Source organism: Rhizobacter sp. (assembly GCF_031412495.1).
In the GTDB taxonomy this organism is placed as follows: domain Bacteria; phylum Pseudomonadota; class Gammaproteobacteria; order Burkholderiales; family Burkholderiaceae_C; genus Schlegelella_A.
This window is the reverse complement of the sequence record NZ_JANODC010000182.1, coordinates 1-13,946: the sequence shown is the minus strand read 5'-3', so window position 1 is coordinate 13,946 and position 13,946 is coordinate 1. Positions and strand designations below refer to the sequence as shown.

The window sequence follows — 13,946 nt, the reverse complement described above, 5'->3', positions numbered from 1 at the left end:
CCCGGGCTTCGCTGTGCGGCGCACTTCGCGATCGTGGCCGACCCGGGCCCGAAGGGGATCGACGCCCATCTCGCGGCGGGCGCGGCGACGCAGCGGTTCTGGCTCACCGCCACGAGCCTCGGTCTGCAGCTGCAGCCCCAGTACACGCCGCTCGTCTTCGCCGACTGCGCGCGCCGCCAGATTGCGTTCACGGCAGATCGCGCCGCGCGGGACCGTGCAGACGTGGTCCGGGCCATGCTCGACGATCTGCTGGGGGCCGCGGCGGCCGAGGTGACCGTGTTCCTGGGGCGAATCGGTCATGGCCCCGAAGCCCGGTCACGGTCCTTGCGGCTGCCATTGGCAGCTCTGCGATGGTCGGAATCGAAAGTTCCTGTCGGCAACTGAAGCGTGGCCGAGGACTCTGCCGACGTCCCCGGAACCCCCCGAATCGTGGCTGCGAAGGCACGACCCCGCAACCAAGGGGGACCGTCTTCGACGCCCGGCGAGTAATGTTCAGACACGGGATTTGAAACAGGTCGTACACCTGGTCAAACCCTAAATCCATGACGACGGCACCACGATTGCTCCATTTCGAAGTGCCTTTCCACCACCCTCACTTTCAGGGGCTGTCCATGAAACGTTTCCTTCTCAACTCAATTGTGGTCGCCGCGCTGGGGGTGCCCGCGCTGGCGCTCGCGCAGCAAACCACGACTTTCACCTTCGACCCGACTGGTACCGCCGGGGCGGCTGGGGACATCGGCGGTGCGGCGACGCTTGATCAGTCTCCGGGCAATGCGCTCTCGATCGGAGCCATCCCGGCCCAAGTGGGCGGCACGACCACCCTGCTGTATCAGGCCAATCTCGGCACGATCAACAATGCCAATGGCACCCCCATCTTCACGAACGGCAACGGCAACAGGCACTTCACGTTCGTAGCGGGGTTCAATGAGACTTTTGCCTCGCTGGCGAACAACCCCGGTGGCACGCAAACGGCGACCTTCAACCTGGCGCCGACCGCCCCGAACTTCTTCTACATGTACGCGACTGCGGCGCCTGGCGACAACCTCGCCGGAACGGGCTTCACGACCGGGACGAGAATCCTTTCGGGGACCATCAACGCGGCTGGGTTCTCCAGCAACTTCACGGCCAACAACGCCGACCGCAGTCCCTTTGATAGCTACCTTACCAACAACTATCCAGGTGTCACCTCTGTGACGGGCAGCGGCGCCAGCCGCTTCAGTGCCACCATCACCTCGTTCGATCCGCTGTACTTCCCCAGCTTCAACGCTTCAAACCTGACGCTGAGCTTCTTCAACACGTCGCAGATCACACCGTTCAACCAGGTGGATCCGTCGGCGCTGTTCAGCAGCAACGGCATCGCCAACGGCGACCGTACGGCCAACCGCGGCGCCATCAACGGTGTCACGGGCCCGGATTTCCAGTTCCAGGCCGATGCGAACACGTCGTTCCAGGTCTCGGCGATCCCGGAGCCGGAAACGTACGCGCTGATGCTGGGCGGCCTGGGCTTCATCGGCTTCATGGCGCGGCGCCGCAAGCTTCGCTCCTGATCCTAGAGGTTCCGGACCGAGAAAGCCGTGGCGAGAGCCACGGCTTTTTTCATGTCAGTGTCCTATCGGCAAACTGCGCGTTGTCCGACGATGGAAGTCGGGCTTTTGCGCAATAGTCAAGGTATGGCTCTCATCCCCCTGCCTGAGTGGATCGACCGCTTCGGCACGCTCGACGAAGCTCCTCCCGCCGAGTTGCAACCGGCATCCGGCGCTCGCGGTTCGACCCGATGCGAGCCGGGCGCGGCGATACGGTTCAACGCCGCTCACGATGGTATTTGTGCCTTCCTCAGGGCAATCTGGGTGCGGCAAGCCTTGACGCGCCTGACGCTTCGCCGGGGCTGAAAGGCCTCTTTGCTCGGCCGAGCCGGCGCTCTGTGCGAGTGGATCAACTCGTCGTCACCTGCGAACACGCCGGCAACGATGTCCCCGAGCCATATCGCCCGCTGTTCGTCGGCCACGAGCATCTGCTCCCCACGCATCGCGGCTGGGACCCGGGCGCCCTCGATCTCGCCCGGGAAATGGCCGAGCGCTTCGGGGCGCCGTTGTACTACGACACCACGACTCGCCTCCTGGTCGACCTGAACCGCTCGGTGGGCACTCGCGACCTGCACTCCGAAGCGACGCGTCACCTGCCCCTCGCCGAACGGCGGACGATCCTCGAGCGCCACTATCACCCGCACCGCCGCAAGACCGAAGGGGCGATCGGCGCTGCGGTGGACGGCGGTGCCAGGGTCATCCATGTGGCCTCGCACAGCTTCACGCCGGAGCTGAACGGCCAGGTCCGCACGGCAGACATCGGCCTTCTCTACGACCCCGCCCGCAGCGGAGAGGTCGGCTTCTGCAACGCCTGGCTCGAGGCCCTTGCCCGCAGCGACCCGAGCCTGCGCCTGCGCAGGAACTACCCGTACCTCGGCACCAGCGACGGCCTCACAATGGCCCTGCGGCGCCGCTACCCCGCGGAGCGGTACGTCGGTGTCGAGCTGGAGGTGAACCAGCGCTACGTCGAGGCCGGTGGCCCCGAGTGGCCGAAGATCCGCGCCACCCTGGTGGCGACGCTGGTCCAGGCGCTGACGGCGATCGCCGCCCGTTGACGGCGGGCCGGCGGGGCAGCGCCCCTGCGGTTCAGCCGTGCAGGCGGCTGTGCCGCGGCACGCTGGCGAGGAGGAACTCCATCTGATCGGCGAGGATGCGCCGGCCGCGCAGGATCATGTCTTCGTGCAGGCTGGGCACGTACGGGAGGTAGTGCAGCGACATGTGCGCTTCCTCGGGCAGGCGGTTGCCCTTGTGGCCGTTGCAGGCCCGGCACGCCGTGATGCAGTTCATCCAGGTGTCGGCGCCGCCGCGCGACGTCGGCACGATGTGCTCGCGCGTCAGGTCGTCGAGGTGGAAGCGAGCGCTGCAGTAGGCGCAGACCTGCCGGTCGCGGGCGAAGAGCTTGGGGTTGCTGAGAGCCGGTGTCGATCGCCAGGCCCGGCTCGGTACCGCCCCGCGCACGGCGACGATGGGGTGCACCTCGATTCGCGACTGCAGCCCAGTGCGGCGCTGCGTGCCGCCGCGCAGGACATGGAAGGTGTCGCCCAGCGTCCAGGCCACGCAGTCGCTGGCGTAGAGCACGGCTGCTTCCCGGGACGAGATCCACGCTTGGGGTCGGCCGGAAAGATCGAGCTGCAGGACGTCCATGGAGTCGGAAGCGTAATGCATGAGCCGGTTGCGCTCAAGGCGGAGGGACGCCATGCCGACGCGCGACGCTACGCGGATGCCGGAGGGTAGAGACCCCGCGTTCTCGCCATGAGGCGGGTGAGCCCGAGCAGGGCGCCGATGTCCGGCGTGGCGACGCCGACGCGCGCGCCGATCTCGTACACGGCGGTGACCAAAGCGTCGAGCTCGATGGCGCGACCCGCTTCGCTGTCCTGGAGCATCGAGGTGCGAAAGCCGCCGAGCTCGCGGGTCAGGGCGATGCGCTCTTCGCCGGATTGCTCGATCGGGCAGCCGAGGCGGGCGCCGATCGCCGCGGCCTCGGCCATGCAGCGCAGGATGAAGCCGCGAACGAGGGGGTCGTCGCCGATCGCGTCCGTCAAGGCACCCGTCAAGGCCGAGACGGGGTTCATGGTCATGTTCCCCCACAGCTTGTACCAGAGCTCGCGGCGAACATCGGTGCTTGCCTCGGCCTTGAACCCGGCGCCGGCGAGCATGTCGCACACCGCCTTGACGCGCGGCGACAGACCGCCGGCCGGCTCGCCGACGACCAGGCGGTCGCCGAAGCCGTGCCGGACGACGCCGGGGGCCGGGCTCGAGCACGTCAGGTGGACGACGCAGCCGAGAACCCGGTGCAGGGGCAGCCGCTGCAGCGCCTGCCCGCCGGGATCGACGCTGTCGAGAGGTGCCTGATCCGGCAGCGCCGCCGGGAGGAACCACCAGGGCACGCCGTTCATGGCCGGCAAGAGCAGGGTCGAACCGCCCATCAGCGGCTCGATCGACCCGATGGCCGATGCGAGCGAGGGCGCCTTGAGCGCGATCACGACCAGGTCCTGCGCCCCGAGCGTGCGGGCGTCGTCGGTGGCGGCGAGCCGGACCGTTTCGGCCCCGTTGGCCGACTCGATCGCGAGGCCGCGTGCCCGGATGCGTTCCAGGGTCGCACCCCGCGCAACGCCCGACACCTCGTGCCCGGCCCGGACCAGCCCGGCGGCGAGGAGCCCGCCAACGGCGCCGATGCCGACCACCGCGACTCTCATGCGCGGCCGCCCTTGGAAACGTCTCCCTGGCGCGTCGCCCGATCACCCTGTCGACATGCCATCACGAGACCTTTCCTGCAAAATAGCACGATCGTTCGATTTCACCGACGCCTCGACCAACGCCCCGCCTCACCGTGAATTTTCTCGTCGAAGGCTCCGACGTTGCCGACCCCGGCGCTGCCGAGGGCGCGGTCCCGCGCGCGCTGGTCAAGGGCCGGCAGACGCGCGCCGCCATTCTCGACGCTGCGCTGGCGCTGGCGTCGCACATGGGCCTGGAGGGTCTGTCGATCGGCGCCCTGGCCGAGGTGACGGGCATGAGCAAGTCGGGCGTGTTCGCACATTTCGGCTCGCGCGAGGAGCTGCAGATATCGGTCGTGCGCCAGTACCACGCCCGGTTCGACGAAGAGGTGTTCCGCCCGGCGCTCGCCGCGCCGCGCGGGTTGCCGCGCCTGCAGGCCTTGTTCGAGCGCTGGCTCAAGCGGGTGTCGCTCGAGGTCGACTCGGGCTGCATCTACATCAGCGGTGCCGTCGAGTTCGACGACCGCCCCGGCCCGGTACGCGACGCGCTGGTGTCGATGGTGCAGACCTGGCAGCAGGCGCTCGAGAGAGCGATCCGCGCCGCCGTGAGCGAAGGCCACCTGCGCACCGACACCGACGCCGAGCAGGTCCTGTTCGAGATCCACGGCCTCATCCTCGCCATCCACCACGACACGCGTTTCCTCCGACACGCCGGTGCCGAGGAGCGGGCGCGCACCGCCTTCGGCCGTGTCATCGAGCACTGGTCGGCACCCGCACGGGCCGGGCAGGCCACCTGATCCAAGCACACCCGCAAAGGAACCCTCCGCATGCCTTCCTACACCCCGCCGCTGCGCGACATGCAGTTCGTCCTGCACGAGGTGCTCGACGTCGTCGGCACCCTGAAGACGCTGCCGCCGCACGCCGACGTCGACGCCGACACCATCAACGCCGTGATCGAGGAAGCGGGCAAGTTCGCGAGCGAGGTGCTGGCGCCGCTCAACCGGGTCGGCGACGAGGAGGGCTGCACGCTCGACCAGAAGACGCACGAGGTGCGGGCGCCGACCGGCTTCAAGGAGGCCTACGCGAAGTACGTCGAGGGCGGCTGGCCGGCGCTGAGCTGCGACCCGGCGTTCGGCGGCCAGGGCCTGCCGCACGTCGTCAGCCAATGCCTGTTCGAGATGCTGAACTCTGCGAACCAGGCCTGGACGATGTACCCGGGCCTGTCGCACGGCGCCTACGAATGCCTGCATGCGCACGGCTCCGACGAGCAGAAGCGGCTCTACCTCGGCAAGCTGACCGACGGCACATGGACCGGGACGATGTGCCTGACCGAGCCGCAATGCGGCACCGACCTCGGTCTCCTGCGCACGAAGGCCGAGCCACAGGCCGACGGCACGTACCGGCTGACCGGCAACAAGATCTTCATCTCGGCAGGCGAGCACGACCTGGCCGAGAACATCGTCCACCTCGTCCTGGCGCGGCTGCCGGACGCACCGACGGGGTCCAAGGGCATCTCGCTCTTCGTCGTCCCGAAGTGGAGGCTCAACCCCGACGGCTCGCTCGGCGAGCGCAACGGCATCTGGTGCAGCGGCCTCGAGCACAAGATGGGCATCCACGGCAACGCCACGGCGCAGATCGTCCTCGAGGGCGCCGAGGGCACGCTGGTCGGCCAGCCGAACAAGGGACTGCCGGCGATGTTCGTGATGATGAACGCGGCGCGCCTCGGCGTCGGCATGCAGTCGCTGGGCCTGACGGAGGTGGCCTACCAGAACGCGGCGGTCTACGCGAAGGACCGGCTGCAGATGCGCTCGCTCTCCGGGCCGAAGGCGCCGGACAAGCCGGCCGACCCGATCATCGTCCACCCGGACGTGCGCAAGATGCTGCTGACGGCGCGCGCCTACGCCGAAGGCGGGCGCGCCCTGGCGATCTACACGACGCTGCTGCTCGACCGCGAGGTGGCGACCACCGACGAGGCCGAGCGCAGCGAGTGCGCCGCTCTGGTGGCGCTGCTCACGCCGATCGTCAAGGCCTTCTTCACCGACAACGCCTGGATCGCGACCTCGCACTGCCTGCAGGTCTTCGGCGGCCACGGCTACATCCGCGAGTGGGGGATGGAGCAGTTCGTGCGCGACTCGCGCATCAACATGATCTACGAGGGCACGAACACGATCCAGTCCCTTGATCTCCTGGGCCGCAAGGTGCTCTCCGACAACGGCGCCCGGCTGAAGAAGTTCGGCAAGATCATCGCCGAGTTCGTAGAGGAAGAAGGCACGCACGAGGACATGCAGGAGTTCGTCAACCCGCTCGCGGAGCTCGGCGAGAAGGTCACCAAGCTGACCACCGAGATCGGCATGAAGGCGTTCAAGAACCCGGACGAGGTCGGCGCCGCGGCCGTCGACTACCTGCGCGTGTGCGGCCATCTCGTCTTCGCCTATCTCTGGGCCCGGATGGCCAAGGTGGCGCTGGCGAAGCAGTCGTCGGGCGACCCTTTCTACACCGCCAAGCTGGGCACCGCGCGCTTCTATTTCGCCAAGCTGCTGCCGGAGACGGCGACCCTCATCCGCACCGCCCGCTCGGGCGCGGCGCCGATGATGGAGTTCGACGCCGCTCTCTTCTGAGGGACTGACATGCATCTCGCCTCTTTGCACCGTCTCTTGGTTGCCGGCGTGCTCGCCGGCAGCGCATTCGCCGCTCTCGGCCAGGCCGCGACGCCGGCGGGAACCTGGAAGACGATCGACGACAACACGAAGAAGGACAAGTCGCTGGTCCGCATCGTCGAGAGCGGCGGCGTCTACACCGGCAAGGTCGAGAAGATCGTCGACCCCGATGCACCGAAGGACGCCGTCTGCAAGGACTGCACCGACGAGCGCAAGGACAAGCCTGTCCTGGGCATGACGATCCTGCGCGGCGTCAAGCAGAACGCGGACGACAAGGCCCAGTACGAGGGCGGCGACATCCTCGACCCGAACAACGGCAAGGTCTACCGCGTCCGCCTCAAGGTCGTCGACAACGGCGCCCGGCTCGAGGTGCGTGGCTTCATCGGCACGCCGATGCTCGGACGGACCCAGACCTGGGTTCGCGCGGAGTAGAAGGCAAATGTGCATCGGCCGGCCGGGCGCCGGTTCCTGATTTCAGCGGAGGTTTCGTGAATCGATTCCAGGTTCGAAAGGTCGCCGTCCTCGGCGCCGGTGTCATGGGCGCGCAGATCGCGGCGCATCTCGTCAACGTCAGGGTGCCGGTCGTCCTGTTCGACCTGCCCGCGAAGGAGGGCCCGAAGAACGGCATCGTGACGAAGGCGGTCGAGGGTCTGAAGAAGCTGAAGCCGGCGCCGCTCGGCATCCCGGAAGAAGCCGCGCTCATCGAGCAGGCGAACTACGAGGAGCACCTCGACAAGCTCAAGGACTGCGACCTCGTCATCGAGGCGATCGCAGAGCGCATGGACTGGAAGCTCGATCTGTACACGAAGATCGCCGGCTCGCTGGCGCCGCACGCCATCGTCGCCAGCAACACGTCCGGCCTGAGCATCACCAAGCTCGCCGAGGTGCTGCCCGAATCGATCAAGCCGCGCTTCTGCGGCATCCACTTCTTCAACCCGCCGCGCTACATGGCGCTGGTCGAGCTGATCGCCACGCCGACGACCGAGCCCGACGTGCTCGACGAGCTCGAGGCCTTCGTCACCACGTCGCTCGGCAAGTCGGTCGTGCGCGCCAAGGACACGCCGAACTTCATCGCCAACCGGGTCGGCATCGCCGGCATGCTGGCGACGATGAAGGAGGCCGAGACCTACGGCCTCACGTACGACGTGGTCGACGACCTGACCGGCAAGAAGCTCGGCCGGGCCAGCTCGGGCACCTTCCGCACCGCCGACGTCGTCGGCCTCGACACGATGGCGCACGTCATCAGGACGCTGCAGGACAACCTGGAGAACGACCCCTTCTACGAGAGCTACGCGACGCCGCCGGTGCTGCAGAAGCTGCTCGATGCCGGGGCCCTCGGCCAGAAGACCGGCGCCGGCTTCTACAAGAAGGTCGGCAAGGACATCCTCCGCTACGACCCGGCGACGGGCGACTACGTTCCTGCGGGCGGCAAGGCCGACGAGATCGTCGCCCGCATGCTCAAGAAGCCGCCGGCGGAGCGGCTGAAGCTGCTGCACGACTCGAAGAACCCGCAGGCTCAGTTCCTGTGGGCGATCCTGCGCGACAGCTTCCACTACGCCGCCGTGCACCTGGCCGAGGTGGCCGAGAGCGCGCGCGACGTCGACTTCGCGATGCGCTGGGGCTTCGGCACCAGCCAGGGCCCCTTCGAGCTGTGGCAGGCGGCCGGCTGGCAGCAGGTCGCCACCTGGGTCCAGGAAGACATCGACGCCGGCAAGGCGCTGAGCAAGGCGCCGCTGCCGACGTGGGTCTTCGACGGCCTCGGCGGCGGCGACGCCGGCGTGCATCGCCCCGAAGGGTCGTACAGCGCGGCGCACGCCCGCTTCGTCGCGCCGAGCACCCTGCCGGTCTACCTGCGCCAGCCGTTCCGCGAGGGCGTGTCCGGCGGTGCAGCCGCGGTTCCGCTGCAAGCCGGGAGCGAGGTCTTCCGCAACGAGGAGGTCCGCGTATGGACGCTCGACGGCGAGGTGCTGATCGCCAGCATCACGGCTAAGCTGCATCTCATCAGCCCGGCGGTCACCGAGGGCCTGCTGAAGGCCGTCGAGCTGGCGGAGGCCGGCTACCAGGGCCTGGTGATCTGGTCGCCGGACGACGTGTTCTCGGCCGGTGCCAACCTCGAGGTGCTGATGCCGGTCTTCATGAAGAGCGGCGGCAAGGGCATCCTGCCGGAGGAGAAGAAGCTGCAGGACGCGATGCTGCGCATCCGCTACGCCGGCGTGCCGGTGGTCGCTGCCGTGCGCGGCATGGCGCTCGGCGGCGGCTGCGAGCTGGCGATCCACTGCGCCCGGCGCGTCGCGGCGATGGAAAGCTACATGGGCTTCGTCGAGGTCGGCGTCGGGCTGATCCCGGGCGGCGGCGGCCTGGCCTACATCGCCCGTCGTGTGGCCGAGTTGGCGTCGGCCGGCAACGCCAACGCCGACCTGTTCCAGTTCCTCCGCGACCCGTTCACCAGCGCGGCGACGGCCAGGGTCGGCACCAGCGCGATCGAGAGCCGGAAGCTCGGCTACCTGCTCGAGAGCGACGTGATCGTGGCCCACAAGGACGAGCTGCTCCACGTCGCCACGGCGCAGGTGAAGGCCATGAGCGAGAGCGGCTGGCGCCCGCCGATGCGGACGCCCTTCCCGGTCGCCGGCCGCAGCGCCAGGGCGACGATCAAGGGCCAGCTCACCAACATGCGCGACGGCCGCTTCATCAGCGAGCACGACTTCCACGTCGCCGAGCTGATCGCCGATGTGGTCTGCGGCGGCGAGGTCGACGCCGGCTCGATGGTCACCGAGGAGTACCTGATGGCGCTGGAGCGCCGGCACTTCTGCGGCCTGCTCGACCACCCGAAGACGCAGGAACGGATCATGGGAATGCTGCAGACGGGCAAGCCCGTCCGCAACTGAAAGGACCGAGATGAACAAGCAGGTGCAGGACGCCTACATCGTCGCGGCGACGCGCACGCCGATCGGCCGCAGCGGTCGCGGCTTCTTCCGCAACACGCGGCCCGACGACCTCCTGGTGGCCGCGATCCGCGGCGCCCTGGCGCAGGTGCCGGGGCTCGATCCGAAGGCGATCGAAGACGCCATCGTCGGCTGCGCGATGCCCGAAGGCGAGCAGGGGCTGAACGTGGCGCGCATCGGCGCATTGCTGGCGGGCCTGCCGGCGGGCGTCGGCGGCGTCACCGTGAACTGCTTCTGCGCGTCGGGGCTCACCGCGGTGCAGATGGCGGCCGACCGCATCCGCGTCGGCGAGGCCGACGTCATGATCGCCGGCGGCTGCGAGTCGATGAGCATGGTGCCGATGAGCGGCAACAAGCCGTCGTTCAACCCGGCCGTCTTCGAGCGCGACGAGAACGTCGGCATCGCCTACGGCATGGGTCTGACCGCCGAGAAGGTGGCGGTGCAGTGGAAGGTGAGCCGCGAGGCGCAGGACGCCTTCGCCCTGCAGTCGCACCAGCGCGCCCTGAAGGCGATCGCCGACGGCGAGTTCACGGACGAGATCACGCCGGTCGAGGTGGTCGACCGCACGCCCGATCTCTCGGGGCGCGGCGAAGGCGGCGAGCGCGTCGAGAAGAAGCGCACCGTCAGCCTCGACGAAGGGCCGCGCAAGGACACCTCGCTAGAAGGACTCGCGAAGCTGAAGCCGGTGTTCGCCTCGCCGGTGGACGGCAAGGGCAAGCCGACCGGCATGGGCAGCGTCACCGCGGGCAACAGCTCGCAGACGAGCGACGGCGCCGGCGCGCTCATCCTGGCCAGCGAGGCGGCGGTGAAGCGCTTCGACCTGAAGCCGATGGCGCGCTTCGTCAGCTTCGCCAGCCGCGGCGTGCCGCCGGAGATCATGGGCATCGGCCCGATTGAGGCGATCCCGGCGGCGTTGCGCTACGCCGGACTCAACATCGCCGACATGGGCTGGATCGAGCTCAACGAGGCCTTTGCCGCGCAGTCGCTGGCGGTGCTGAACAGCCTCGGCCTCGACCCGGCCAAGGTCAATCCGATGGGCGGCGCCATCGCGCTCGGCCACCCCCTCGGCGCGACCGGCGCGATCCGCGCCGCCACGATCGTGCACGCGCTGCGCCGGCACGACCTGAAGTACGGCATGGTGAAGATGTGCGTCGGCACCGGCCAGGGCGCGGCGGGCATCTTCGAGCGCGTCTGAGGACACACCATGAGCATCAAGACTGCCATGCTGAACGGCGTCGCCACGATCGAGATCGCGCGGCCGGAGAAGAAGAACGCCATCACCGCGGCGATGTACGCGGCGATGGCCGACGCGCTCGTCGCGGCGCAGGCCGACCCGGCCGTCCGCGCCGTGCTCATCACCGGCCAGCCCGGCATCTTTTCGTCGGGCAACGACATCGAGGACTTCATGCAGCGGCCGCCGACGCTGACCGAGTCGCCGGCCTTCGGCTTCATGAAGGCCCTGCTCGGCTGCGACAAGCCGGTCATCGCGGCCGTGACCGGCGCCGCCATCGGCATCGGCACGACCATGCTGCTGCACTGCGACTTCGTCTACGTGTCCGACGAGGCGCGCCTGGCGATGCCGTTCGTGAGCCTGGGCCTCGTGCCCGAGTTCGCGTCGAGCTTCGTCGTGCCGCGCCTGCTCGGCAATGTGCGCGCCGCCGAGAAGCTTCTCCTCGGGGACCCGTTCACGGGCGCCGACGCCGTCGAGGCGGGCATCGCCAACGCCGTGCTGCCGGCGGCCGAGGTCGTGCGCCACGCGCGCCGCATCGCAGAGCGCTTCAACAGCCTCCCGCCCGGCGCCGTGCAGGAGACCAAGCGGCTGCTGCGCCACGCCGGCCGCGCCGAGCTGATGGAGACGATCGCGATCGAAGGCAAGGCCTTCGGCGACAGGCTGCAGAGCGCCGAGGCCAAGGAAGCCTTCAGCGCCTTCTTCCAGAAGCGGCAGCCCGACTTCTCGAAGTTCTGACGCCGGCCGCGGCGCCGGCTTACCAGCTGACGTCGCGCTCGGCGGTGGCGCCGATCTTGTGGATGGCGAGGTCGGCGCCGACGAACTCGTCTTCCTGCGACATGCGCAGGCCCATCGTGGCGCGGATCGCACCGTAGACCGCGAGGCCGGCGGCGAAGGCCCAGGCGATGCCGAGTGCCGTGCCCATCAGCTGGGCGCCGACGTTGACGCCGCCTCGGCCGCCCAGCGCCGACATCCCGAACACGCCGGCGCCGATGCCGCCCCACGCGCCGCACAGGCCGTGCAACGGCCAGACGCCGAGCACGTCGTCGATCTTCCAGCGGTTCTGCGTGAGCGTGAACATGACGACGAAGATCGCGCCGGCCATGCCGCCGGTGACCAGGGCGCCCAGGGGGTGCATGACGTCGGACCCGGCGCAGACGGCGACGAGGCCGGCGAGCGGCCCGTTGTGGACGAACCCCGGGTCGTTGCGCCCCACCAGTGTCGCCACGAGCGTGCCGCCGGCCATCGCCATCAGCGAGTTCACCGCGACCAGGCCCGAGATCTTGTCGAGCGTCTGCGCGCTCATGACGTTGAAGCCGAACCAGCCGACCGTCAGCATCCAGGCGCCGAGGGCCAGGAAGGGGATGCTCGACGGCGGGTGCGCGCTCATCGCGCCGTCCTTGCGGTAGCGGTTGCGGCGGGCGCCGAGCAGGATCACGGCAGCCAGGCCGATCCAGCCGCCGACGGCGTGGACGACGACGCTGCCGGCGAAGTCGTGGAACTCGTCGCCCGTCGCCGCCTTGATCCAGCCCTGCACGCCGAAGGCCTGGCTCCAGGCCACGCCCTCGAACAGCGGGTAGACCAGGCCGACAAGCACCGCCGTGGCCATCAGTTGCGGCCCGAACCGTGAGCGCTCGGCGATGCCGCCGGAGACGATCGCCGGGATCGCCGCCGCGAACGTGAGCAGGAAGAAGAACTTGACGAGCTCGTAGCCGTTCTTCGCCGACAGCGCCTCTGCGCCGGTGAAGAAGTGCGTGCCGTAGGCGACCGCGTAGCCGACAAAGAAGTAGGCGATCGTCGACACTGCGAAGTCGACCATGATCTTGACCAGGGCGTTGACCTGGTTCTTCGAGCGCACGGTGCCGAGCTCGAGGAACGCGAAGCCGCCGTGCATGGCCAGGACCATGATCGCGCCGAGCAGGATGAAGAGGGCGTCGCCGCCGGTCCGCACGTCGTTCATGGCGCGCCTACTCGACGGTGACCTTGGCGTCGCGGATGACCTTGCCCCACTTCGCCGTCTCGGCGTCGAGGAAGGTCTGGAACTCCTCCGGCGTGCTGCCGACCGGGATGGTTCCCATCGCCTCGAGGCGCGCCTTGACGTCGTCGACGCGGACGATGCGCGCCACCTCGTCGGCGATGCGCCTGACGATCTCGCGCGGCGTGCCGGCGGGGGCGAGTACGCCGGCCCACGTGCTGCCCGTGAAGCCGGCGAGGCCCTGCTCGATGAAGGTCGGCACGTCGGGCGCGGCGGGCAGGCGCCGGTCGCTGGCGACGCCGATCAGGCGCACCTGGCCGCTCTTGCCGGGGCCGATGAGGCCCGAGGCGGCGTCGAAGAAGAGCTGGATCTGGCCGCCCATCAGGTCGGTGAGCGCCGGCGCCGCGCCGCGGTAGGGGATGTGGACCATGAAGGTCCCGGTCTGCGCCTTCAGGAACTCGGTCGTCAGGTGCGCGGCCGAGCCGTTCCCGCTCGAGCCGAAGCTGATCTTGCCGGGGTTGCGCTTGGCGTAGGCGATGAGCTCGGCCGCGGTCTTGAAGGGCGCGTTGTTGTTGACCGAGGCGATCAGCGGCGCGACGCCGATCAGCGAGACCGGGATCAGATCCTTCTTCGGGTCGTACGGCAGCTTCGGGTAGAGCGTGGTGTTCGCCGCGTAGGCGGCAATCACGACGCCGATCGTGTGCCCGTCGGGCGGCGCCTTGGCGATCAGGTCGACGCCGATGATGCTGTTGGCGCCCGGCTTGTTGTCGATCGCGAACGTCTGGCCGAGCCGCTCCTGGAGCTTCTGCGCGATGAGGCGCGCCGTCACGTCGGTGAAGCCGCCCGG

Annotated in this window: 11 protein-coding genes and 2 pseudogenes; 9 read left to right on the top strand and 4 right to left on the bottom strand. The window is 69.0% G+C overall.

Annotation, left to right across the window (positions count from 1 at the left end; genetic code table 11):
• The 3 genes and pseudogenes from AC30N0_RS06710 to AC30N0_RS06700 all read left to right on the top strand — a co-directional run.
• Positions 1-384: pseudogene (locus AC30N0_RS06710) on the top strand (nitroreductase family protein); the annotation flags it as partial.
• A 1,067-nt stretch (positions 385-1,451) separates the two neighbouring features.
• Positions 1,452-1,547 (top strand): annotated as a pseudogene (locus tag AC30N0_RS06705) (PEPxxWA-CTERM sorting domain-containing protein); the annotation flags it as partial.
• Positions 1,548-1,927: 380 nt separating this feature from the next.
• The gene (locus tag AC30N0_RS06700; RefSeq protein ID WP_489517150.1) at positions 1,928-2,638 is read left to right on the top strand and encodes an N-formylglutamate amidohydrolase; all 711 of its coding nucleotides are present in this window, start codon (positions 1,928-1,930) and stop codon (positions 2,636-2,638) included.
• 31 nt (positions 2,639-2,669) lie between these two features.
• On the opposite strand, the gene AC30N0_RS06695 is transcribed toward AC30N0_RS06700, so the two are convergent.
• Both AC30N0_RS06695 and AC30N0_RS06690 read right to left on the bottom strand, forming a co-directional pair.
• Entirely contained in the window at positions 2,670-3,227 is a 558-nt protein-coding gene (locus AC30N0_RS06695; RefSeq protein ID WP_489517151.1) for an HNH endonuclease, read from the bottom strand.
• Positions 3,228-3,295: 68 nt separating this feature from the next.
• On the bottom strand, positions 3,296-4,279 hold the full coding sequence (locus AC30N0_RS06690; RefSeq protein ID WP_489517149.1) for a 2-dehydropantoate 2-reductase: 984 nt from the start codon (positions 4,277-4,279) through the stop codon (positions 3,296-3,298).
• Between the two features lie 134 nt (positions 4,280-4,413).
• Here AC30N0_RS06690 and AC30N0_RS06685 point away from each other — a divergent pair, with 134 nt between their 5' ends.
• From AC30N0_RS06685 to AC30N0_RS06660, 6 genes are read left to right on the top strand one after another with little or no spacing between them, the layout of a single operon-like run.
• Positions 4,414-5,094: a TetR/AcrR family transcriptional regulator gene (locus AC30N0_RS06685; protein ID WP_489517148.1), complete on the top strand. Its 681-nt coding sequence runs from the start codon at positions 4,414-4,416 to the stop codon at positions 5,092-5,094.
• A gap of 30 nt (positions 5,095-5,124) precedes the next feature.
• On the top strand, positions 5,125-6,915 hold the full coding sequence (locus AC30N0_RS06680) for an acyl-CoA dehydrogenase C-terminal domain-containing protein (RefSeq protein WP_489517147.1): 1,791 nt from the start codon (positions 5,125-5,127) through the stop codon (positions 6,913-6,915).
• 9 nt (positions 6,916-6,924) lie between these two features.
• Positions 6,925-7,386: a DUF2147 domain-containing protein gene (locus AC30N0_RS06675; RefSeq protein WP_489517146.1), complete on the top strand. Its 462-nt coding sequence runs from the start codon at positions 6,925-6,927 to the stop codon at positions 7,384-7,386.
• A gap of 56 nt (positions 7,387-7,442) precedes the next feature.
• Positions 7,443-9,839, top strand: coding sequence for a 3-hydroxyacyl-CoA dehydrogenase/enoyl-CoA hydratase family protein (locus tag AC30N0_RS06670; protein WP_489517145.1), 2,397 nt, complete (start codon positions 7,443-7,445; stop codon positions 9,837-9,839).
• Between the two features lie 10 nt (positions 9,840-9,849).
• Positions 9,850-11,091 carry an acetyl-CoA C-acyltransferase gene (locus AC30N0_RS06665; RefSeq protein WP_489517144.1) on the top strand — a complete coding sequence of 414 codons (1,242 nt, stop codon included), beginning with the start codon at positions 9,850-9,852 and terminating at the stop codon, positions 11,089-11,091.
• 9 nt (positions 11,092-11,100) lie between these two features.
• Complete coding sequence (locus AC30N0_RS06660; RefSeq protein WP_489517143.1) at positions 11,101-11,862, top strand: enoyl-CoA hydratase; 762 nt, start codon at positions 11,101-11,103, stop codon at positions 11,860-11,862.
• 19 nt (positions 11,863-11,881) lie between these two features.
• On the opposite strand, the gene AC30N0_RS06655 is transcribed toward AC30N0_RS06660, so the two are convergent.
• Together AC30N0_RS06655 and AC30N0_RS06650 are read right to left on the bottom strand one after the other, a co-directional pair.
• The gene (locus AC30N0_RS06655; protein ID WP_489517142.1) at positions 11,882-13,084 is read right to left on the bottom strand and encodes an ammonium transporter; all 1,203 of its coding nucleotides are present in this window, start codon (positions 13,082-13,084) and stop codon (positions 11,882-11,884) included.
• Between the two features lie 7 nt (positions 13,085-13,091).
• A partial coding sequence (locus AC30N0_RS06650; protein ID WP_489517141.1) for a tripartite tricarboxylate transporter substrate binding protein occupies positions 13,092-13,946 on the bottom strand: 855 nt, incomplete at its 5' end.